A 20,257-nucleotide genomic window follows, 5' to 3' on the forward strand; every position below is an offset into this window, starting at 1 on the left:
GCGCGCGACGAACCCGCGCGACCGGCACGCTCCAGACGGAAGGGACCGACCGTGAGTGCCCCCCACCCAGCGTCCGTGCCGGACACGGCGGGCTCGCCGGTGGATCGCGAGGCGCTCGTCGCGGCCGGCGATCTGCTCCGCGCCCTCGCCGCGCCGGTACGGATCGCGATCGTGCTCCAACTTCTCGAGGGCGATCGCTGCGTCCACGAACTCGTCGGCTCGCTCGGCGTGACGCAACCCCTCATCAGCCAGCACCTGCGGGTGCTCAAGGCGGCGGGCGTCGTCCACGGCGAACGATCCGGCCGCGAGGTCATGTACCGCTTGGTTGACGATCACCTCTCCCATATCGTCGTCGATGCCGTCGCCCACGCACAGGAAGGACGCTCGTGACGCCCAGTTCGGCCCGCACGACCCCGGCAGTGGGTGTGCGCTCGACCAGACAACGCAGTGCGATCTCGGCACTGCTCGACGACGTGGACGAGTTCCGCTCGGCCCAGGATCTGCACGACGAATTGCGCCGCCGCGGCGAGGGAATCGGCCTCACGACGGTCTACCGCACTCTGCAGAGCCTGGCCGATTCGGGCACCGTCGACGTGCTGCGCACCGACACCGGCGAGGCCGTGTATCGGCGTTGCTCGTCGGGGCATCACCATCATCTCGTGTGCCGCCGCTGCGGCTACACGGTGGAGGTCGAGGGCCCCACGGTCGAGCGCTGGGCCGACCGCGTGGCCGCCGAGCACGGCTTCGGCGACGTCACCCACACGATCGAGATCTTCGGGACGTGCCGCGACTGCGGCGCCGCGTCCGACTGAGCGTTCCGGGAAAACCTTCACACGACGACGGTGACCGCGGTTCGATCGAACGGTGAGCACGCCGACTTCACGCCGCGTCGAGCATCGGATGCTGCCTATCGCGGGCGTCGACACGTTCGTCCGCACCGCGGGCCCGCCGGACGCACCCGTCCTGCTGCTCCCCCACGGCTACCCGTGCTCGTCGTACGAGTTCCGTGATCTGATGCCGGCGCTCGCGGATCGGTGGCGCACCGTCGCGCCGGATCTTCCCGGTTTCGGCTACAGCGCCGATCCCGATTTCCCGTCGACCTTCGCGGATTACGCGACGTGGCTCGGGCGGTTCGCCGACGAGTTCGGGCTCGACCGGTACGCGCTCTGGTTGCACGACTACGGCTCGCAGATCGGGCTCGAACTCGCGATGAGCGCTCCCGAGCGGGTGACGGCGCTGATCGTCCAGAACGGCGACATCTACGAGGACGTGCACGGTCCGAAATATGCTCCGCTGAAACAGTTCTGGGAGAATCCGACCGATGCCGCGCGCGCCGAGATCGCGACGAACATCTCGCAGGACGGGTTCCGCGACGAGTTCGTCGGCGAGGTGGACGAGACGGTCGCGCGGCGCGTGCCGCCCGACCTGTGGACGCTGCACTGGACGCTCATGGACACGCCGGTGCGGCGCGCGAGGATTCTCGAGCTGATCGAGAACCAGGCGAGCACGCTCGACCGGTTCGCGCTGCAGCAGCGCTATCTGCGCGAGCACACCCCGCCCACGCTGATCGTGTGGGGACCACAGGACGGCTACATGCCCGAGGAGTCGGCGCGCGCGTACCTGCGCGATCTGCCGGACGCGCTGCTGCACCTCGTCCCCGACGGCGGGCACTGGCTGCTCGAGACGCATCTGGACGACGTCGTCCCGCGTGTGCGGGAGTTCCTCGCCGAGTCGGCGTGACTACGCGAGCGTCTCGCGCGCGTCCGCCGTCGCCGAGAGCACGAGCAGCACCATCGTGGTGAGCGCGGTGTCGTCGAGGCCCCCCGCGGGGAAGGTGTAGCGCAGGATCACGTCGACGGTCTCGCCGCGATCGACGGCCAGCACCGTCCCGAACTGGATGTCGGCGTTGAGCGTCGCGATCCGCTGCGGGACGGCGTCGGACGCCGGGACGTCCCACGCGAGGACGCACGTGAGCGCGAGGACGTCGAGTCCGTCGGTGAGTGTCATCGCGCTCACCGAGCACAGTGCGCCCGAGTACTCGAACCGCAGCGAGCCGTCGTCGGCCCGCTCCACCGCACCGAGCGGCGCGAGCGCTGCCTCGGTCCGGGCGAGCAGCGTCTGCGCGGCGTCGCTCATCGCACACCTCCGAATCGGCGATCACGTTTGGCGTACTCGACGCATGCGTCCCACAGGTCGCGGCGGTCGAAGTCGGGAAACAGCTTCTCCTGAAACACCATCTCCGCGTAGGCGACCTGCCACAGCAGGAAGTTGGAGATCCGCTCCTCCCCCGACGGCCGCAGGAACAGGTCGACGTCGGGCATGTCGGGTTCGTCGAGATACTTCGCGACGGTGTCCTCGTCGACCTTCTCCGGGTCGATCCGCCCGGACGCGACGCGGCGAGCGATCTCGCGGGCGGCGTCGGCGATCTCGGCGCGACCGCCGTAGTTGACGCACATCGTCAGCGTCATGACGGTGTTGTCCTGGGTGAGCTCCTCGGCGATCTCGAGTTCCTTGATCACCGACTTCCACAGCCGCGGACGGCGGCCCGCCCACCGAACGCGCACGCCCATCTCGTTCATCTCGTCGCGCCGGCGACGGATGACGTCGCGGTTGAAGCCCATGAGGAAACGCACCTCGTCGGGGCTCCGCTTCCAGTTCTCGGTCGAGAACGCGTACGCCGAGAGCCACTGCACGCCGATCTCGATGCAGCCGCACACCGTGTCCATGAGGACGGCCTCGCCGCGCTCGTGCCCTGCCGTGCGCGGCAGCCCGCGCTCCTGCGCCCAGCGGCCGTTGCCGTCCATCACGAGCGCGACGTGCCGGGGGACGAACTCGGCGGGCAACTGCGGCGGCCGCGCGCCCGAGGGGTGCGGGTCCGGCGGACGGACGCTCGCCTCAGAGCTGCGGGGTGTGCTGCGTCGAATCACGTGCACCATCCTGCCCGAAGGCGCCGTCGATTCCGTCATGCGGGCGGGAGCGTTCGATGAGCGGCAGCGTCCGCAACTGCCGTTCGAGATGCCACTGCAGGTGGGCGGCGACGAGGCCGCTCGCCTGCCGTCGCCGCTGCGCAGGGATGGTCTCGACGACCGCCCAGTCGCCCCGGACGTAGGCGTCCATGAGCGTGAGGACGGCGGGATCCGGCCGGACGGCGCCGGGCGGACGGCACACCGCGCACACCGATCCACCGGCCGCGACGTGGAACGCCGAGTGCGGGCCCGGCGTACCGCAGCGGGCGCAGTCGGTGATCGCGGGCGCCCAGCCCGCGAAGCCCATCGCCCGCAGCAGGAAGGCGTCGAGGACGAGTTCGGGTTCGCGTCGGCTCTCGGAGATCGAGCCGAGCGCCCCGACCGCGAGGCGATACAGATCGGGCGCGGGTGCGCGCTCCTCGCCCGCGAGCCGTTCGGCGGTCTCGAGCACCGCACACGCACTCGTGTACCGGGCGTAGTCGTCGACGATGCCGATCGCGAACGCGTCGACCGTCTGGACCTGCGTGATGGTGTCGAGGCTGCGGCCCGGGTGCAGTTGCAGATCGATGTGCGCGAACGGTTCGACGCGCGCCCCGAACTTCGACCGCGTGCGGCGCACGCCTTTCGCGACGGCCCGCACGAGCCCGTAGCGACGGGTCAGCAACGTGATGATGAGGTCGGCCTCGCCCAGCTTGTGCTGCCGCAGCACCACCGCGTGATCCCGGTACAACCTCACAGCACATCTCCTCGCTCGACGCCCCAGTCTCTCACCGCGTCACGACGAACGCGGCGAGGTGGGCGCCCGGAGACGACGAATGCCGCCGACCTCATGGTCGACGGCATTCAGGGTGACGGTGCTCGCCATCACGCCTCTCGGCGAGTGGTCGCTCGAAGCGACGATTCTTGTGTGGGGCCCGGGGGATATCCGAGCACCGTCACTCTCCTCAACCGAGTGGGTCCGAGATCCATTCCCGCCGCGCCGACGCGAGCACCACCTCAGATGCGTTCGGCGACCATCGGCACGACCTGATCGAGCGCGGACCGCAGCGACAGCACCGAGTTCGTCGAGTACGACTTCGCGATCGTCGGGTCGTCGAACACGAGATAGCGACCGTCGGCGACGGCCGGGATCGTCCGGAACAGCTCGGTGTTCTCGGCGTCCTCGGCGGTCCGCTGGATCGGGAAGACGACGACGAAGTCGGCATCGAGCACGTCGAGGTTCTCCTCGGACACCGGGGCCGAGAACTTCTGCACCGGGAGTTCGTCGATCGCCGGGTTCGGCACGAACCCGAGGCGCGTCATGAACTCCACCCGTTCGGTGTCGGCGGTGTAAGCGCCCCAGCCGCCGCCCGACAGTGCCGCGACGGTGATCGTCCGGCCCTCGAACTCCGGGTGCGCCTCGCGCGCGGCGTCGAAACGCGCGTCGAGGTCGTCGAGCAGTGCCCGTCCCTCGTCGGGGACGCCGAGCACCGTCGCGATCATCGTGACCTGCTGCTCCGGCGTCGTCTTGTAGTTGTCGGCGCCCTCGGGCAGGGAGATCGTGGGCGCGATCGCGGACAGGGTGTCGTGGCGCGCCTGCTCGCCCGCGCTCTTGGTGTCGAGGATCAGATCGGGGGCGAGCGCTGCCACCTGCTCGTATGAGGGTTCGAGCGTCCCGATGATCTCGGGCGGTGTCTCGTAGAGGCCTTCGGCCCACGGACCGACGCCGTCGCCGCCGAAGTCGAGCCAGTCGCTCGCGCCGACCGGCTGCACCCCGAGCGCGAGCGCGGTCTCGGCGTCGCCCCACCCGAGCGCGACGACACGCTGCGGTGCCTGCTCGATCGTGACGTCGCCGAACTTCGTGTCGACTGTCGCGGGGAACGCTCCCTGCTCGCTCGCGGCGGCCGGTTCCGGTTCGTCCGTCGTGGACGAGCACGCACCGACGAACATCACTGCGGCGGCTACCGCCGCCACGATCACCGAGTTTCGCATCAGGGCAGGCTAACCTCATCCGCGCTGTCGATGGGGTGCGCCCGTCCGGCAAGCGCACGCACGGACGCCGGAACGGGCGTGCCGTCGTTCACCCACGGTGCGGGAACGGGATTCGCCGCGGCCGTGCGCAACGGCACCGTCCCTGCCCACGCACCGCGATCCTCGGGATCGGGTTCCGAGGGCGGGCCCTGCCGGACCTTGACAGTGAACCGATCGATCGAGAGCGCGAGCACCGTCGTCCCCGCGAGTTCCTTGCGCGTGTGGGTGCGCACCTCGCCGGACCGTCCGGGAAGTATCGCGTCGGAGATCGCATCGATCGCCTCGCGAGCCTGCTCACCCCGGAGCACCTCCGCGGTGCCGTGCACGACGGCCGAGCGGTAGTTCGCGGAGGAAGCGAACAGCGTCGGCGCCACGACGATCGCGTCGAGCGCCATCACGGAGAACGCCGCCGGCGCACCGCGAGCGATCGCGCCGAGCGCGCCCGCCCCGGTCGACCCGTGCACCACGATGCGCTCGCCGACGCGGGCATAGAGCATCGGGACGAGCCACGGCTCGCCGTCCCAGGTGGTCGCGAGGGTTCCGACGCACTGCGCGTCCAGAATCCGGTGGAGCGAGGCGCGGTCGGTGGCGGCGCGCTCGGCGTGGCGGCGTACGTGTTCGGGGCGGGATTCGGTCGTCATGCGGTGATCCTCGCCCACTAACCGGTATGTCATCGAGTACCGGTTTCCGGAATCTTCAGCAGACCGGTTACGGTGCCGGAATGGCCCGTACCTCGTCGCCGGTGATCGCAGTCCCCGTCCTGACGGACGGCCCCGGCCCGCTGCCACGGCGGATCGCGGATGCCGTCATCGAGCAGATCCGCACCGGTGTGCTGGGCGAGGGCGACGTCGTTCCGTCGACGCGCAGCCTCGCCGCCGCACTCGCCGTGTCGCGCACGGCAGTAGTCGCGGCGTTCGACGAGTTGACGGCGGCCGGGTGGGTCGACGCGAGAGCCGGGTCGGGGACGCATGTCGCGCCGGGCGCCCGTGCTGCGGCGCTCACCCACGCCGGCACCCGCAGCCCCGACCCCGGCACCACCCCTCCCGCTCCCCCGGACCCCACGCCGGGGCCGCCGCGGTTCGACCTCGTCCCTGGCCGTCCCGATGCCTCGCTCGTGGACGGCCCCTCGTGGCGACGCGCATGGCGGCGAGCGGCCGCCGCACCGATCCGCGACGAGGTCGAGGCGGGCGGTTCGGCCGAGTTGCGCACCGCACTCGCACAGCACCTGCGCCGCACGCGTGCCGTTGTCGCCTCGCCCGACGACATCGTCGTCGTCCCGGGTGTCGGCGCCGCGCTCCGCGTCCTCGTCCGCGCCGCCGAACTCGATGGCGCCGCAGTCGCTTTCGAGGATCCCGGCTACCGGCGGGCGCGGCTGACTCTCACGCGTGCCGGCGCGAGACCCCGCCCCGTGCGCGTCGACCACGACGGCCTCGACCCGTCGCTCCTCGAGCCGGGTGATCGCGCCGTCTACTGCACGCCCGCGCACCAGTACCCCACCGGAGGACGGATGCCGGTGGCGCGCCGCGCCGCACTGATCGCCGACGCGCGCCGCCACGGCCGGCTCGTCGTCGAGGACGACTACGACGGCGAGTTCCGGTACGACGTCGCGCCACTGCCCGCGTTGCGCGCCACCGACGGCGGCGCCGACTGCGTCGCGTACGTGGGGACGGCGTCGAAGATCCTCTCCCCCGCACTGCGGCTCGCGTGGATCGTCGTTCCCACCGGCCTCCGTGAGCGGGTCCTGGCAGCGACGCACGAGTGCGCCGAGGTCTCCGCGGAGCCGAACGGCACGGCACTCGCGGCGTTCATCGAGTCCGGTGCGCTGGTCGCTCATCTCGCGAGGGCCGGGCGCGTGTATGCGGCGCGGCGCGCTGCGTTCGTGGCCGCGCTGCGCGCCGCGGACCCACAGGGCGTCCTCACGATCGAGGGAATCGATGCGGGACTGCACGTCGTCGTGCGGTACCCCGAACCGCACCGTGACACCGAACCGATGGACGAGCGGGCCACCGCGATGCTCGCCGAACGGTCCGTCGCCGCAGCTCCGTTGAGCGCGTACTCGATGACGGGCGGCGACATCGGCCTGGTGTGCGGGTACGCGCGACTACCCGAGTCGCAGGCGCCTGCCGCTGCGGCAGCCGTCGTCGCCACCCTCCTCCGTTGTGGCGCAATGTGACATCGTGTGCACCGAGCGCGCACACTGTGACATCGCGCCACACGAGCGGGGTCGGTCAGAAGCCGAGGCGACCGAGCTGCTTCGGGTCGCGCTGCCAGTCCTTCGCGACCTTGACATGCAGGTCGAAGTAGATCCTCGTCCCGAGGATCCGTTCGATCTGGGTGCGAGCCGCGGTACCGACCTCACGCAGACGCGCGCCGCCCTTGCCGATGACGATGCCCTTCTGGCTCGGCCGCTCGACGTAGAGGATCGCGTGCACGTCGAGCAGTTCGCCTTGCTTCTCGGTGCGGCCCTCGCGCGGCACGATCTCCTCGATGACGACGGCGAGCGAATGCGGCAGCTCGTCGCCGAGCCCCTCGAGCGCGGCCTCGCGGATCAGCTCGGCCATGAGCGTCTCCTCCGGCTCGTCGGTGAGCTCGCCGTCCGGATAGAACGCCGGCCCGGGCTCGAGGGTGGAGACGATGAGATCGACCAGGACGCCGACCTGCTCGCCCGACTTCGCCGACACGGGGACGACGTCGGCGTCCTCCCCCAGCAGCTCGGAGGTGGCGACGAGTTGCTGTGCGACGGCGTCGCGGCTCACCTTGTCGATCTTGGTGACGATGCCGATCAACTTGGTGCGCGGCGCGACGGCCTTGATCTGCTGCACGATCCAGCGGTCGCCGGGCCCGATCTTCTCGTCGGCGGGGATCGTGATGCCGATGACGTCGACCTCGGAGTACGTGTCCTTCACGAGGTCGTTGAGCCGCTGACCGAGCAACGTGCGCGGCCGGTGCAGTCCGGGGGTGTCGACGAGGACGATCTGCGCGTCGTCACGGCTGACGATGCCGCGGATCGCGTGGCGCGTCGTCTGCGGCCGCGACGACGTGATCGCGATCTTGCTGCCGACGAGCGCATTGGTCAGAGTCGACTTGCCCGTGTTGGGGCGGCCGACGAAACAAACGAAGCCGGAACGGAATTCGCTCACCACCGGGCCTCCACACTTCCGTCGAGCCGTGCGCCGAGGACGACGGCGTCCGGCGAGAGTTCGCGCACCGCGGCGATGCCGGCGTCCTGATCCGACGACCCGACGAGCGCCGCGGCCTCGAGTCCGCGCGCGCCGCTCGACACGGCGGCGGCGACGGCGGCCTGCAGCGCCGAGAGCTCGAGGGCCGCGAGCGACACTGCGCCCGCCGCGTACGTGCGGCCGTCGAGGTCGCGGACGGCGGCACCGCGTGCGCCGTCCGTGCGCCCGGCGGCGCCGCGCGCGAGGACGACGAGCTTGTCGTCTTCCGGATCCAGGTCGGTCATCGCGTGTGTTCTCCCTCGTTCGTCTCGGCGTGGACGGTCTCGTCCGCTCCCGTGTCGTCTTCGTCGTCGGCGCGTCGCGCGGTCACCGTGGTGACGCGCACGCGCCCGCGCTGGTCCTTGCCGCCTTCGCCGCGCAGCAGCAGCCCGTGCGATCGGACCTCCGAGCCGGGCAGCGGGACCCGGCCGAGTTCGAGCGCCAGCAGCCCGCCGACGGTCTCGACCTCGTCGTTCTCGATGTCGAGGCCGAACAGGTCGCCGAGGTCCTCGGTCGACAGCCGCGTCGACACGCGGTACTCGCCGTCGCCCAGGTCCTCGACGTTCTCCGGTTCGTCGTGGTCGTACTCGTCGACGATCTCGCCGACGATCTCCTCGATGAGGTCCTCCATCGTCACGAGGCCGGCGACGCCGCCGTACTCGTCGACGAGGATCGCCATGTGGTTCGCGGTGCGCTGCATGTCGCCGAGCAACTCGTCCAGCGACTTCGAGTCGGGCACGAAGACCGCGGGCCGCATGATCTCGCCCACGGTGACGCCGCGTCCGCCGTCGGCGGAGTAGTAGGTCTGTTGCACGAGATCCTTGAGGTAGACGACGCCGAGCACGTCGTCGACACCCTCGCCGATCACGGGGATGCGCGAATGTCCGCTGCGGACGGCGAGCGACGTCGCCTGGCCCGCGGTCTTGTGCGCTTCGATCCACACCATTTCGGTGCGCGGCACCATGACCTCGCGCGCGCTGGTGTCGCCGAGCTCGAACACCGACTGGATCATGCGTCCCTCGCCCTCGGCGACGACGCCGCGCTCCCGCGCGAGATCGACGAGCTCACGCAGTTCGACCTCGGACGCGAACGGCCCGTTGCGGAAGCCGCGACCCGGCGTCACGGCGTTGCCGAAGCCGATGAGCAGCCGCGAGATCGGCACCAGCAGCACGCCGACGGCGCGCAGCGGCAGGGCGAGCGCGAGGGTCAGCGAGTACGCGTGCTGCCGGCCGAGCGTGCGCGGCCCCACCCCGATGACGACGAAGTCCACGATCACCATGACGACGGCAGCACCGACGAGCGCCCACACCGGTTCGAGGAGATCCATGAACGCCGCTGCGAGGACGACGGTCGCCGTGATCTCGCAGACGATGCGCAGCAGGACGGCGATGTTGATGTAGCGGGGACGTTCCCGCAGGATCTGCGCGAGACGTTCCGATCCCGGACGGCCCTCCTTGACGAGTTCGTCGACACGGGCGGGCGAGAGCGTCGCGAGCGCCGAGTCCACTGCCGCGAAGATGCCACCGAGCGGGACGAGGACGATCGCCAGCACGATGAGCGGCAGCGCGTCCTCGACGTTCGCGGTCATCACTGATCGGGTGTGTCGAAGAATCCGGCTCCGCCGAGCAGTCGGCGATCACGCGCCGCGAGTTCCGCGTCGCGTTCGGCGCGGCGGAGGTCCTCGTACCAGTCCTCGAGGAGACGGTTCTGCAGCGCGAACATCTCCTTCTCCTCGTCCGGCTCGCCGTGGTCGTAGCCGAGCAGGTGGAGGATGCCGTGCACCGTGAGCAGCGCGAGTTCGTGTGCGAGCGAATGCCCCGCCTTCGCGGCCTGGTCGGCGGCGAACGACGGGCACAGCACGATGTCGCCGAGCATCGACGGTCCCGGCTCCGGCGAATCGGGGCGGCCGCCGGGCTCGAGTTCGTCCATCGGGAACGACATGACGTCCGTCGGGCCGGGCAGATCCATCCACCGCATGTGCAGATCGGCCATCGTCGCCGAATCGACGAGCACCATCGACAGTTCGGCCGCGGGATGCACGTCCATCCGGGCGATCACGAATCGCGCGACGCTGATCAGCTCCTCTTCGGAGACGTCCATCCCCGATTCGTTGGAGACCTCGATGCTCATCTCGTGGGTGTCACCGCTCTCGTTTGGTGTGTGATGCCGGGCGCGAACGTCACATCGTACCGCCGCGCTCGCGTCGTCAACGCCGCGACGACCGCGGCTGGCCGGCCCGCCGCTGGGCGCGGTTGCCGAACTCGACCTTGCGCCGCTCGAGCGACTCGTAGCGGTCGTAGGCGTCGACGATGTCCGAGACGAGCCGGTGGCGCACGACGTCGGAGCTGTCGAGCTGCGAGAAGTGGATGTCGTCGACGTCGCCGAGGATCTCGTTCGCGGCGCCGAGCCCCGAGCGTGCGCCGCCCGGCAGATCGACCTGCGTCGCATCGCCCGTCACGACGATCTTGGAGCCGAAGCCCAGTCGGGTGAGGAACATCTTCATCTGCTCGGCGGTCGTGTTCTGCGCCTCGTCGAGGATGATGAACGCGTCGTTCAGCGTGCGGCCGCGCATGTAGGCGAGGGGCGCGACCTCGATCACGCCCGCCTGCATGAGCTTCGGGATCGACTCGGGATCCATCATGTCGTGCAAGGCGTCGTGCAGCGGCCGCAGATACGGGTCGATCTTCTCGTGCAGCGAGCCGGGCAGGAAACCGAGCCGCTCGCCCGCCTCGACGGCGGGGCGCGTGAGGATGATGCGGCTGACCTGCTTCGCCTGCAGCGCCTGCACGGCCTTCGCCATCGCGAGATACGTCTTGCCGGTGCCGGCCGGGCCGATGCCGAACACGATGGTGTGCTCGTCGATCGCGTCGACGTACTTCTTCTGACCCACCGTCTTGGGGCGGATCGTCTTGCCGCGGCGCGAGAGGATGTCGAGCGTGAGCACCTCGGCAGGCGATTCGCCGCCGCCGTCGGTGAGCATCTCGACGGTGCGGCGCACGGCGTCGGGAGTGAGGGCCTGACCGCGCGCAACGATGGCCGTCAACTCACCGATCACGCGCTCGGCGAGCGCGACGTCGGCGGGGCGGCCCGTCAGCGTGACGGTCGTGCCGCGCACGTGCACGTCGGCGGTGAGGAGACCTTCGAGCGCCCGGAGGTTCCGGTCGGCCGAGCCCAGCAGCGGGGGCACGAGTTCGGGTGCCAGATCCACTCCGGACCGGACGGTGCGTTCTGCGGGCGCGGTGGGGTCGTCGGTCGGGGTGTGCGATTCGGTGGGCTGCGTCACGTGGAGGCTTCGGCCTGCTTTCCGGAACGGGGACGAATACGGAACGGCGACGGGTCCACGACGCCGGACTCACCACCGATTCTATCGCGCACGCTCGGCGCTTCCCACCGAAAAACGCGCGGCCCACCGACCTGGCGGAACTCACGCAGCGAGGTCGGGTGCGATCGTCTCCATCTGTTCGAGGACCAGCTCGATGGCGGCGGGCTGCTGATCCGGCGGATAGCCGTGCCGCACCAGCAACCGCTTGATCTGCGAACGCAGCTTGGCCGTGACGTCGTCGCTACGACACCCCGGCCGGCGGCAACACCACCGTGCCGAAGCTGCAGGTGAACATCATAGAGGTGACCGGGTCCGCCTGACGGATCATCGGACCGGGCGGAGCACCTGGAACGGGGCGTGCTCGTCACGTCCGCGATCGAGCGTTGCGTCGACGATGCGTTGCACCGTCGACCCGATCATCGCGGACGTGGCGGGTGCGCAGACGATGTCGTTCTTCTCCTGCACGACGTAGCGGCCGTCGCCCTCGAAGTCGTACCAGAACACGACGTCCCGGCCACTCCGCTCAGCGTCGGCGCGCACAACGATCGTGATCTCACCGGACGCCGTGCACGGCACCTGCACGAACGCCCGCACCGGGTCGCTCGTCGGAGCCGCTCCGGCGCTGCGCAGCACCGATGTCGAGTACGACGAATCCGATGAGCCACCCCTCGGAGCGCGAAACGGTCGGCGGGCACCCGGTGGGCACTCGGGCAGCTGTGCTGCGATGGCGGCACCGAGTCCTCGTGGCGAGCACGCCGTCACGATCACATCGCCCCGCAACTCCGCCGAAGACAACTGTCGCGCAACGGCACCGGCTGCTCCGTCGATTCCTGCGAGTAGCCGCACCCCGTCGGCACCTCGAAACCCTGCAACCTCGATGCGCACATCGGAATCCACCAACGCCTGCAGTGCTCGCACGAAGCTCACATCCGACGCCAGCGCCGCCACCCTCGACGCCGAAGCACGACGGCGCGCCGTGCGGCCCTCGTAGTCGGCGGGCTCGGCGCGATAGCGGAACGGATACGGCACCCGATCCACACCGGCAGCCTCCAGCGCGTGGACGAACTCGGCCGCAGTCAGCCGCCACTCCGTCACGAGGGATCGGCCCCGATGACGGGAGGCGCGACGCCGTCGAGTGTGCCGATCAACTCGTTGCCGTTGTCCATGTTGATCAGGTACCCGGGCGTCTTGTGCTCTTTGTCGTCGCTGCCGCCACCACGAGCGCCGCCGGCAGCACCCATCGGCATCATGCCGCCCGCGCGAGCATCCGCCGCACCCGCTGCAGCACCGGCTGCACCCGACGACACCACGCCCGGGGCACCGGCCACCACACTCGGACCGGCGGTGAGCGGTCCCCCGATTCCTGCACCGATGCCACCGCCCGCGCCGCCACCGAATCCGCCGGACGAACCGCCGAGCCCTGCTGCGCCCCCGGACAATCCGGAAAGTGGACTCGCCGATGCCGCGACCGTCTGCGAACCCGCGTCCGGCAGTCCGCGACCCGACGTAGGCGCGCTCTCACCGAGGCCGAGCGATCCACCCGATCGATCCGCTTCTGCGGCCGCGCCGCGATCAGCGACGGCGTAGTTGTCGACGCCGACTCCCGTCGTCGGCGCACCGACGAAGGGTGCCGACGTACCTCCGCCCGGGACTCCCCCTCCAGGACGGCCTCCGTAGCCACCGCCGCCGCCGGAGCCTCCGCCCCCGAAACCACCGCCGGGTGAACCGGCTTGCTCCGGCAGTCCCGGCGGAGCAGGGGGTGGAGGCAGGATCGGAACCTGATCGTCCGCCTGCCTCACCACGGGCGTGTAGACGAGAGTCAGCACACGCCGCGCTTCAGCTTCCGCTTCGTCCAGTCGCGCCTGCTCCCGACTGTCCGGGGTGCCGAACCCCTCGGCCGCGACCATCGCATCCATACCGGAACTCCAGAAACCACCCGTCGCGGGTACCTCGGGAATCAGCGACTTCACCTGCCGCATACCAGTATTCATCTCGTCGACCTTGTTCGCCGTGAGTTGCACCGCCCCCTGCAGTTGCTCGGCGTTCTGGACGTAGCGCTGCGCTGCGGCGGTAGCCGCGTCCTTCGAAAGCCCCTGCCACTCGGCACCGGCGGCGCGAATCGCGCTGTCGAACTCGCGCCACCCGTCACCGATCCGCCTCGCGAGGGAACGCCAACCGTCGGCAATTCCTTCGACAAGCTCGGGGTTCATCGACTGAACATGAGCCGCCATCGTGGCGTAGTCCATCGACTCGAAGTCGTCGGGCTCGGCGACCGCCTTCGGTGCATAATTCGGCTGGTACTGCGACGTGACGAGATCACGCTCGGCGTACAAGACGTCACGTTGGGCGTTCCCGTGATTCCAGACGCGGTCCTCGTCGCTGTCGCCCCAGAGATTGCGAAGCCAACTCGGCGAATCGAATCCCATCTCGCTACCTCAATGATCCAACGACGCGGTGTACGACGAGAGCCTGCTGACGAAAGCCTCGTCCTGCTGATCGATCAACTGACCAGCAGCGATATAGGCATCACGCATCGCCTCGACCAGTACGATGTGTTCCCGGAGGCGGAGCGCGAGGGAATCGTCACCGCCATCCGCTTTCAGGGTGAACTTCTCTGCCAATGCGATTGCCGATGGCAGCGTCCCGAACGAGACGACCTTGAAGCGGTCGACGTCCAGATACGCGTCCACCAGTTTGTCGCGATACTCATCGCACGCCTTCGCGCAACTCCTCGCCGTATCTTCACCGATCGTGAGTTGCCCTGCTGCGCCGGCGACGGCGAGTGCTGCCCATTCCGATACTTCGCTCATCGTTCCCCCCGTGCGTGATCTAACCGGATTCTATCCCCGCGGCAGCAGATCTCCGAGGGCAATCGCATATCCGACGGCAGCGTCGCAGATGTTCTCGGTCATCCGCTCGCCATCCGCCCCAGGTCGCTTGTACACAGTCAACTGGCCGGCTCCCGTCCCGTTCGGCCACGTGACCTCGCAGATGAACTCTTCCTCACCGAGGCGTCGCCACGTGTGGGCTTCCGGTGTGGGCTCTCCGACATGGCGAATGTCGGTGTTGTTTCCGGTATCCCGTAGCGACTCGAGCGATCTCTCTGCATATGAGATCGCGATGTTGTGGGTCTCGCCGGACCACTTGCAGATCCCCCAACCCCACTGATCGACCCCGGCCACACCGCGGTCTGCGGTCGCAGGGTCGAATCCCAGCTCAGCAATGGCCTCGTCCGGAATATCGTCACACGGCTCGAACATCACGGGACGCTCCGACTCCGACTCCACCGCAGTCGAATCACCACAGCCGGACACCAGCGCCACCGCGGCCACAGCAGCAATCCCGAACTTCACGCGCACGGCTCCCCCTTTTTCGACTCGCGAAGCCTATCCCACGGCCGGGTCCCGCATCGCGGCGACCAGGTCTTCGAGCCGCACGTAACCGACCACCGACTACCCCCGCGGCAGCAGATCACCGAGCGCTGTCGCGTACCTGACAGCGGCGTCGCAGACATCTTCCGTCATCGATTCACCGTCGACGCCGGAATGCTTGTACACAGCCATCTGACCTGCGCCGGCTCCGTGCGGCCACGTGAGTTCGCAGATCAAGTCTTCGAACCCGAGCCTTCGCCAGGACTCGGCACCGGGTACGGAGATGCTCCACGGGCGAAAGTCGGTGTTATCGGTTGCTTCTCGAAGCGAATCCACGGAGCGTTCGGTGTAGGAGACCGTGATCGCATGAGTCTCCGCAGTCCACGAGCACATCCCCCACCCCCACTGATCGACCCCAGCCACCGCGATCCTCCGTAGAGACATCGAACCCCAACTCGGCGATGGCCTCGTCGGGGATGTCGTCGCACGGCTCGAACATGACCGGACGCTCAGTCTCCCACTCCACCACATCTGAACCACCGCAGCCGGACACCAACGCCACCACGGCCACTGCAGCAGCGATCCCAAGCTTCACGCGCACAGAACTCCCCCTCTTCGACGCGCGAAGCCTACCGTCGCACGGGATCTCGCATCCCTCCGGTCGGCCCGGATCCACGTTGTTCGGACAGTTCCGTCACTTCCGCCAGAACAGGTGGTGTACCACTCCGCTGGGGCTGGGGACGACGTCCAGGTGGAAGCGGTCCCGCAGCTCGTCGGGCGACTCCCACAGCCGGGTGCCGTGCCCGAAGGTCAGCCCGGGGTGGACCGCGACGTGCAGGGTGTCGACGAGGTCGGCATCGAGGAACTCGCGGATGGTCGTCGCCCCGCCGCCGAGGCGGACGTCCTTTCCCTGCGCGGCACCGCGAGCACGACCGAGGACCGCGGCGGGCTCGTCGTCGACGAAGTGGAAGCTGGTGTCGCCGAGCGTGAAGTCCGGGCGCGGGTGGTGTGTCATCACGAACACCGGCGTGTGGAACGGCGGCTCGTCGCCCCACCAGCCGCGCCACGAGTGGTCCTCCCACGGCCCACGGTGAGGACTGAACTTGTTGCGGCCCATGATCTCGGCGCCGATGTTGTGGTGGAAGTCGCGGGTCATGTAATCGTCGAGGCCGCGGCTCCCTCCGGCGTCGGTGCGATTGGGCCAACTCGCGGTCGCCCCTGCCCACACGAACATCTCGCTCGGGTCCGCATCCCCGAACGGGTGCTCGAAGCTCTGATTCTCCCCGGCGCCGTATCCGTCCGCCGACACCGTGAAGTTCTGGACCTTCAACAGTTGAGTCACCGCGCGTCCTCCTCGTTTCGTTCCTCTTCCCGATATGGACCCGGCGACACGGGCGAACTCATCGCAGCGTCTACCGCGCCCGATCCCACGGATCGTCGCCGAGGACGGCATCGAGTGTCGATGCCCAGCTGCGGGTGGTGCGATCGAGAAAGGCGTTGTGGCCTTCGTTCGGAATTTCCCACAGCACAGCGCGATCTCCGTGCAGGCGTGCGGCCTCGACGTAGGAGCGGCTCGCCTGGATCGGCACCTGCGCGTCGTCGACGCCGTGGATGCAGACCGTCGGAACACCTGTCGGGACGCGGTGCAGCGGCGACGCATCACGGTAGGTCTGCGGATCGTCGGCGTACGAGACACCGAACAACGCCTCCAACGCGGGTCCGCCGACGCGCGCCGACGCCCGCGAGGCGAGGTCGAGCGCACCGGCCTGCGACAAGACACGCGTCGGGCGGACGGCGCACTCCTTCTGTCCCGCAAGCCATACCGCCAGTTGCGCCCCCGCCGAATGCCCGACGATGCGGACATCGTCGATATCGAGCGGCACCGCCGACTGCTCGGGCAGCAGCGTCGCGACGGCCCCCAGCGCCGTCTCGATGTCGCTGCTCGTCTCCGCCCAGCCGCCACCCGCACCGACGCGCCGGTACTCGACGTTCCAGGCCGCGACGCCGCGCCGCGAGAGCTCCACCGCCATCGACGTGGCGAGGGTGAGCTGGAAGTCGGCGCTCCAGTAACCACCGTGGATGAGCATCACGACGGGCACGGGGCCGTCGGCGTCCGTGGGGAGGTAGAGGTGGCCGAACTGTTCGGGATGATCGCCGTACGCGATCGTCACGCGACGCTTCACGCGGGCTGCTCGCCGAAGGGCGTCGCCCGCCAGCGCTGCGTCGCCGACCCGATCGCGGCCAGCGCGAGGGCAGCAGCAGTGGAGGTGCGGACGACCTGCGGTCCGAGCAGGACGGTCGCGGCGCCCGCGGCCTCGAAGCGCGCGAGTTCGTCGCCGGACAGCCCGCCCTCGGGCCCGACGATCAGCACGACGTGCGGCACGCGCGTGAGCGGCAGATCCACGAGATGCGACGACGCGCCCTCGTGGAGCGCGAGGACCAGCGCACCGCCCGCGACCGCGTCCGCGATCAGCGTCGCGACGCCCTTCGTCGTGTGCAGTTCGTCGACGGACGGAACGACGGGCCGGCGCGACTGCTGCGCCGCCCGCAACGCCGCCGAGCGCCAGCGACCGACGCCCTTCGCAGCCTTCGGTCCCTCCCACCGCGACACCGACCGCGACGCCTGCCACGGCACGATCGCATCGGCACCGGCTTCCGTCGCGAGTTCGACAGACAGCTCGGAGCGCTCCGACTTCGGCAGTGCCTGGACCACGGTGACACGCGGCGTCGGCGCCGTGACCGAGCGATCGCGGCCGATCAGCAGCTCGAGCCGATCCTTGCCCGCCCCGACGACCTCGGCGTCCGCGACACGGCCGTGGCCGTCCGCCAGGACGAGCCGCTCGCCGACGCCGATGCGGCGCACCGTCGCAGCGTGCCGTCCCTCGGGGCCGTCGAGCACCGCCCGCTCACCCTCGCGGGGCAGCGGATCGAGGTAGAAGAGGGTCGCGGCCACGGTCAGCGGCTGAACGCGTCGCGCAACCGCGAGAACAGCCCGCCGCTGTTCGACGACCCGCTCGTGACGACCTCCGCGTTCTCGCCGCGCAGCCCGCGGAACTCCTTGAGTACCTTGGCTTCCTTGTGGTCGAGCCGCGGCGGGACGACGACCTCGAGGTGCGCGTGCAGGTCACCGCGCACACCTGACCGCAGCTTCGGCATGCCGTGGCCGCGCAGCACCGTCTCCGACCCGGGCTGGGTGCCCGCCTCGACATCGATCTGCTTGTCGCCGTCGAGGATCGTGCTCACCGACACCGTGGTGCCGAGCGCGGCGTCGACCATGGGGACACGGATCGTGCAGTGGAGGTCGTCGCCGTCGCGCACGAAGATCTCGTGCTGCTGCTCGACCACCTCGACGTAGAGGTCGCCGGCGGGGCCGCCGCCGGGCCCGACCTCACCCTGCGACGCGAGCCGGATCCGCATCCCGCCCGCGACCCCCGCGGGGACCTTGACGGTGATGTCGCGACGCGACCGCACACGACCGTCGCCACCGCACTTGCGGCACGGATCGGGAATGACCTCGCCGGCGCCGTGGCACGTGGGGCACGGGCGCGACGTCATGACCTGACCGAGGAACGAGCGCTGCACCGACTGCACCTCACCCGCGCCGTGGCACGTCTCGCAGCGCACGGGCTTCGAGTCGCCGTTGGTGCCGCCGCCGTGACACAGATCGCAGAGCACCGCGGTGTCGACGGTCACCGTCTTGGTGACGCCGGTCGCGCACTCCTCGAGGGTCAGCTTGGTCCGCAGCAGCGAATCCGCACCCGGCTGGACGCGGCCGCGTGGGCCACGGGTCGCTCCCCCGCCGCCACCGAAGAACGCCTCGAAGACGTCACCGAGGCCGCCACCGAAACCGCCGAAACCGGCTCCCGCACCGCCGCCGCCGGCACCCGCGAGCGGGTCGCCGCCGAGGTCGACCATGCGCCGCTTCTCGGGGTCCGACAGCACCTCGTACGCCGCGGAGATGTCCTTGAACTTGGCCTGAGCGGCCTCGTCGGGATTGACGTCGGGGTGGTACTCGCGTGCCAGCTTCCGGTAGGCGCGCTTGATCTCCTGATCGGTCGCCTGCCGGTCGACACCGAGGATTCCGTAATAGTCGCGTGCCACGTCGGTCTACTCGTCCTTACTGTCCGTGCTTGTCGAAATGATGGGAGCTTGTCGAGATGATTCGGGCTCTCGCGCCCGCGTCGCGCTCAGCGTCCCGCGAGCACCTGGCCGATGTACCGGGCAACGGTCGCCACCGAGGCTATCGTGCCGGGATAGTCCATCCTGGTCGGGCCGAGGACGCCCATGCCGCCGAGAACGGTGCCGGCGGACCCGTAGCCCGTCGACACCACCGAGGCACTGCGCATCTCCTCGAACTCGTTCTCCTCGCCGATCCGCACCGTCACGGTCCGCGAATCCTGCGCGGCGGCGAGCAACTTGAGCACGACAACCTGCTCTTCGAGCGCTTCGAGCATCGACCGCAGCGACCCCGGGAAGCCGGCGAAGTCGGCCGCATTGCGCGTGAGGTTCGCCGTCCCGCCCAGCACGATCCGCTCCTCGGGATGTTCGACGAGCGTCTCGACCAGCACCGTCGCGCACCGCACGACGGCGTCACGCAGATCGTCGGGCGCCTCGTCGGCGAGCTCGGCGACGGCGATGGACGCGGCCTCGAGGCGCTTGCCCTCGAGGGCGTGCCCGAGCAGTGCCCGCAGCCGCGACAGATCGTCCTCGACGACGACGTCACCCAACTCCACGATCCGCTGATCGACCCGGCCGGTGTCGGTGATGAGCACCAGCAGCAGGCGCGCGGGCGTGAGTCCGACGACCTCGAGGTGGCGTACCGACGACACCGACAGGCTCGGATACTGCACGACGGCGACCTGGCGGGTGAGCTGTGCGAGCAACCTCACGCCGCGGCGTAGCACGTCGTCGAGGTCGACGCCCGACTCGAGGAAGTCGAGGATCGCGCGACGCTCCGCCGACGACAGCGGCTTCACCTCGGCGATCCGGTCGACGAACTGCCGATACCCCTTGTCGGTAGGGACGCGTCCCGAGCTCGTGTGCGGTTGCGCGATGTATCCCTCGCGCTCGAGGGCGGCCATGTCGTTGCGGATGGTGGCACTCGACACACCCAGGTTGTGCCGCTCGACGAGCGCCTTGGAGCCGATCGGTTCCTTCGTCGAGACGTAGTCGGCGACGATCGCGCGCAGAACCTCGAAGCGCCTGTCGTCCGTGTTCGACATCCGTCACCTCCGATTCGTCACCTGCCGCTCGGACCAGTCTAATGCGCGCCGCGCCGTCCGCCGATCGCCGCGCGCGGCTCCGGGAGCGACCGCCTACGCTCTACCGGTATCCGACGGCGGTGTTTCGATCACAGCGATCCGGGAACGA

General features: G+C 69.6%; 23 protein-coding genes and 1 pseudogene. 4 read left to right on the forward strand and 20 right to left on the reverse strand.

Features of this window, described 5'->3' with window-relative positions:
• Positions 1 to 51 precede the first annotated feature (51 nt).
• From RR1_RS08820 to RR1_RS08830, 3 genes are read left to right on the forward strand one after another with little or no spacing between them, the layout of a single operon-like run.
• Positions 52 to 390, forward strand: coding sequence for an ArsR/SmtB family transcription factor (locus tag RR1_RS08820; protein WP_051111232.1), 339 nt, complete (start codon positions 52 to 54; stop codon positions 388 to 390).
• On the forward strand, positions 387 to 812 hold the full coding sequence (locus RR1_RS08825) for a Fur family transcriptional regulator (RefSeq protein WP_072713623.1): 426 nt from the start codon (positions 387 to 389) through the stop codon (positions 810 to 812). The genes RR1_RS08820 and RR1_RS08825 overlap by 4 nt, the downstream gene beginning before the upstream one ends.
• 52 nt (positions 813 to 864) lie before the next feature.
• Complete coding sequence (locus RR1_RS08830) at positions 865 to 1,740, forward strand: alpha/beta fold hydrolase (RefSeq protein WP_010837441.1); 876 nt, start codon at positions 865 to 867, stop codon at positions 1,738 to 1,740.
• Here RR1_RS08830 and RR1_RS08835 read toward each other — a convergent pair whose 3' ends face one another.
• The 5 genes from RR1_RS08835 to RR1_RS08855 all read right to left on the reverse strand — a co-directional run bounded on the left by RR1_RS08835 (position 1,741) and on the right by RR1_RS08855 (position 5,617).
• Positions 1,741 to 2,136 carry a hypothetical protein gene (locus RR1_RS08835; RefSeq protein WP_010837442.1) on the reverse strand — a complete coding sequence of 132 codons (396 nt, stop codon included), beginning with the start codon at positions 2,134 to 2,136 and terminating at the stop codon, positions 1,741 to 1,743.
• On the reverse strand, positions 2,133 to 2,936 hold the full coding sequence (locus RR1_RS08840; protein WP_051111091.1) for an isoprenyl transferase: 804 nt from the start codon (positions 2,934 to 2,936) through the stop codon (positions 2,133 to 2,135). Before RR1_RS08840 ends, RR1_RS08835 begins: the two co-directional genes overlap by 4 nt.
• Entirely contained in the window at positions 2,896 to 3,702 is an 807-nt protein-coding gene (gene recO, locus RR1_RS08845) for a DNA repair protein RecO (protein ID WP_010837444.1), read from the reverse strand. The genes RR1_RS08840 and recO overlap by 41 nt, the downstream gene beginning before the upstream one ends.
• A gap of 260 nt (positions 3,703 to 3,962) precedes the next feature.
• The gene (locus RR1_RS08850) at positions 3,963 to 4,937 is read right to left on the reverse strand and encodes an iron-siderophore ABC transporter substrate-binding protein (RefSeq protein ID WP_010837446.1); all 975 of its coding nucleotides are present in this window, start codon (positions 4,935 to 4,937) and stop codon (positions 3,963 to 3,965) included.
• The gene (locus tag RR1_RS08855; RefSeq protein ID WP_040772523.1) at positions 4,937 to 5,617 is read right to left on the reverse strand and encodes a pyridoxamine 5'-phosphate oxidase family protein; all 681 of its coding nucleotides are present in this window, start codon (positions 5,615 to 5,617) and stop codon (positions 4,937 to 4,939) included. The genes RR1_RS08850 and RR1_RS08855 overlap by 1 nt, the downstream gene beginning before the upstream one ends.
• Before the next feature lie 80 nt (positions 5,618 to 5,697).
• On the opposite strand from RR1_RS08855, the gene pdxR reads away from it, so the two are divergent.
• The gene (gene pdxR / locus RR1_RS08860; protein WP_040772524.1) at positions 5,698 to 7,149 is read left to right on the forward strand and encodes a MocR-like pyridoxine biosynthesis transcription factor PdxR; all 1,452 of its coding nucleotides are present in this window, start codon (positions 5,698 to 5,700) and stop codon (positions 7,147 to 7,149) included.
• A gap of 55 nt (positions 7,150 to 7,204) precedes the next feature.
• On the opposite strand, the gene era is transcribed toward pdxR, so the two are convergent.
• From era to hrcA, 15 genes and pseudogenes are all read right to left on the reverse strand, one after another.
• Positions 7,205 to 8,119 (reverse strand): GTPase Era, encoded by a 915-nt coding sequence (gene era, locus RR1_RS08865; protein ID WP_010837449.1) that lies wholly within the window; start codon positions 8,117 to 8,119, stop codon positions 7,205 to 7,207.
• Entirely contained in the window at positions 8,113 to 8,439 is a 327-nt protein-coding gene (locus RR1_RS08870) for a cytidine deaminase-like protein (protein WP_072713624.1), read from the reverse strand. Before RR1_RS08870 ends, era begins: the two co-directional genes overlap by 7 nt.
• On the reverse strand, positions 8,436 to 9,782 hold the full coding sequence (locus tag RR1_RS08875) for a hemolysin family protein (RefSeq protein ID WP_010838220.1): 1,347 nt from the start codon (positions 9,780 to 9,782) through the stop codon (positions 8,436 to 8,438). The genes RR1_RS08870 and RR1_RS08875 overlap by 4 nt, the downstream gene beginning before the upstream one ends.
• On the reverse strand, positions 9,782 to 10,324 hold the full coding sequence (ybeY, locus tag RR1_RS08880; protein ID WP_010838221.1) for an rRNA maturation RNase YbeY: 543 nt from the start codon (positions 10,322 to 10,324) through the stop codon (positions 9,782 to 9,784). The genes RR1_RS08875 and ybeY overlap by 1 nt, the downstream gene beginning before the upstream one ends.
• A 76-nt stretch (positions 10,325 to 10,400) precedes the next feature.
• On the reverse strand, positions 10,401 to 11,477 hold the full coding sequence (locus RR1_RS08885) for a PhoH family protein (protein WP_010838222.1): 1,077 nt from the start codon (positions 11,475 to 11,477) through the stop codon (positions 10,401 to 10,403).
• A gap of 141 nt (positions 11,478 to 11,618) precedes the next feature.
• Positions 11,619 to 11,756: pseudogene (locus RR1_RS08890) on the reverse strand (type I restriction enzyme endonuclease domain-containing protein); the annotation flags it as partial.
• A gap of 84 nt (positions 11,757 to 11,840) precedes the next feature.
• Positions 11,841 to 12,611, reverse strand: coding sequence for an ESX secretion-associated protein EspG (locus RR1_RS08895; protein WP_010838225.1), 771 nt, complete (start codon positions 12,609 to 12,611; stop codon positions 11,841 to 11,843).
• Positions 12,608 to 13,942: a WXG100 family type VII secretion target gene (locus tag RR1_RS22540; protein ID WP_010838226.1), complete on the reverse strand. Its 1,335-nt coding sequence runs from the start codon at positions 13,940 to 13,942 to the stop codon at positions 12,608 to 12,610. The genes RR1_RS08895 and RR1_RS22540 overlap by 4 nt, the downstream gene beginning before the upstream one ends.
• A gap of 9 nt (positions 13,943 to 13,951) precedes the next feature.
• A complete protein-coding gene (locus tag RR1_RS08910; protein WP_010838227.1) occupies positions 13,952 to 14,326 on the reverse strand; it encodes a hypothetical protein in 375 nt (124 codons plus the stop codon).
• A gap of 30 nt (positions 14,327 to 14,356) precedes the next feature.
• Entirely contained in the window at positions 14,357 to 14,869 is a 513-nt protein-coding gene (locus tag RR1_RS08915) for a DUF3558 family protein (protein WP_010838228.1), read from the reverse strand.
• A gap of 712 nt (positions 14,870 to 15,581) precedes the next feature.
• Positions 15,582 to 16,229 carry a dihydrofolate reductase family protein gene (locus tag RR1_RS08925; RefSeq protein WP_010838231.1) on the reverse strand — a complete coding sequence of 216 codons (648 nt, stop codon included), beginning with the start codon at positions 16,227 to 16,229 and terminating at the stop codon, positions 15,582 to 15,584.
• A gap of 70 nt (positions 16,230 to 16,299) precedes the next feature.
• Positions 16,300 to 17,070, reverse strand: coding sequence for an alpha/beta hydrolase family protein (locus tag RR1_RS08930; RefSeq protein ID WP_010838232.1), 771 nt, complete (start codon positions 17,068 to 17,070; stop codon positions 16,300 to 16,302).
• On the reverse strand, positions 17,067 to 17,840 hold the full coding sequence (locus tag RR1_RS08935; RefSeq protein WP_010838233.1) for a 16S rRNA (uracil(1498)-N(3))-methyltransferase: 774 nt from the start codon (positions 17,838 to 17,840) through the stop codon (positions 17,067 to 17,069). The genes RR1_RS08930 and RR1_RS08935 overlap by 4 nt, the downstream gene beginning before the upstream one ends.
• A gap of 2 nt (positions 17,841 to 17,842) precedes the next feature.
• Complete coding sequence (gene dnaJ / locus RR1_RS08940; protein WP_010838234.1) at positions 17,843 to 18,988, reverse strand: molecular chaperone DnaJ; 1,146 nt, start codon at positions 18,986 to 18,988, stop codon at positions 17,843 to 17,845.
• 86 nt (positions 18,989 to 19,074) lie between these two features.
• Positions 19,075 to 20,109, reverse strand: a complete 1,035-nt coding sequence (gene hrcA, locus RR1_RS08945; RefSeq protein WP_010838235.1) for a heat-inducible transcriptional repressor HrcA — start codon at positions 20,107 to 20,109, stop codon at positions 19,075 to 19,077.
• Positions 20,110 to 20,257 lie beyond the last annotated feature (148 nt).

Origin of the sequence: Rhodococcus rhodnii NBRC 100604 (genome assembly GCF_001894925.1) — a bacterium.
Lineage (GTDB): Bacteria > Actinomycetota > Actinomycetes > Mycobacteriales > Mycobacteriaceae > Rhodococcus_F > Rhodococcus_F rhodnii.

Coding starts and splice junctions, on each gene's coding strand:
- RR1_RS08835 (WP_010837442.1), bottom strand. CDS start 2,136: ATGAGCGACGCCGCGCAGACGCTGCTCGCCCGGACCGAGGCAGCGCTC.
- RR1_RS08840 (WP_051111091.1), bottom strand. CDS start 2,936: ATGGTGCACGTGATTCGACGCAGCACACCCCGCAGCTCTGAGGCGAGC.
- RR1_RS08850 (WP_010837446.1), bottom strand. CDS start 4,937: ATGCGAAACTCGGTGATCGTGGCGGCGGTAGCCGCCGCAGTGATGTTC.
- RR1_RS08855 (WP_040772523.1), bottom strand. CDS start 5,617: ATGACGACCGAATCCCGCCCCGAACACGTACGCCGCCACGCCGAGCGC.
- pdxR (WP_040772524.1), top strand. CDS start 5,698: ATGGCCCGTACCTCGTCGCCGGTGATCGCAGTCCCCGTCCTGACGGAC.
- RR1_RS08870 (WP_072713624.1), bottom strand. CDS start 8,439: ATGACCGACCTGGATCCGGAAGACGACAAGCTCGTCGTCCTCGCGCGC.
- RR1_RS08875 (WP_010838220.1), bottom strand. CDS start 9,782: ATGACCGCGAACGTCGAGGACGCGCTGCCGCTCATCGTGCTGGCGATC.
- ybeY (WP_010838221.1), bottom strand. CDS start 10,324: ATGAGCATCGAGGTCTCCAACGAATCGGGGATGGACGTCTCCGAAGAG.
- RR1_RS22540 (WP_010838226.1), bottom strand. CDS start 13,942: ATGGGATTCGATTCGCCGAGTTGGCTTCGCAATCTCTGGGGCGACAGC.
- RR1_RS08910 (WP_010838227.1), bottom strand. CDS start 14,326: ATGAGCGAAGTATCGGAATGGGCAGCACTCGCCGTCGCCGGCGCAGCA.
- hrcA (WP_010838235.1), bottom strand. CDS start 20,109: ATGTCGAACACGGACGACAGGCGCTTCGAGGTTCTGCGCGCGATCGTC.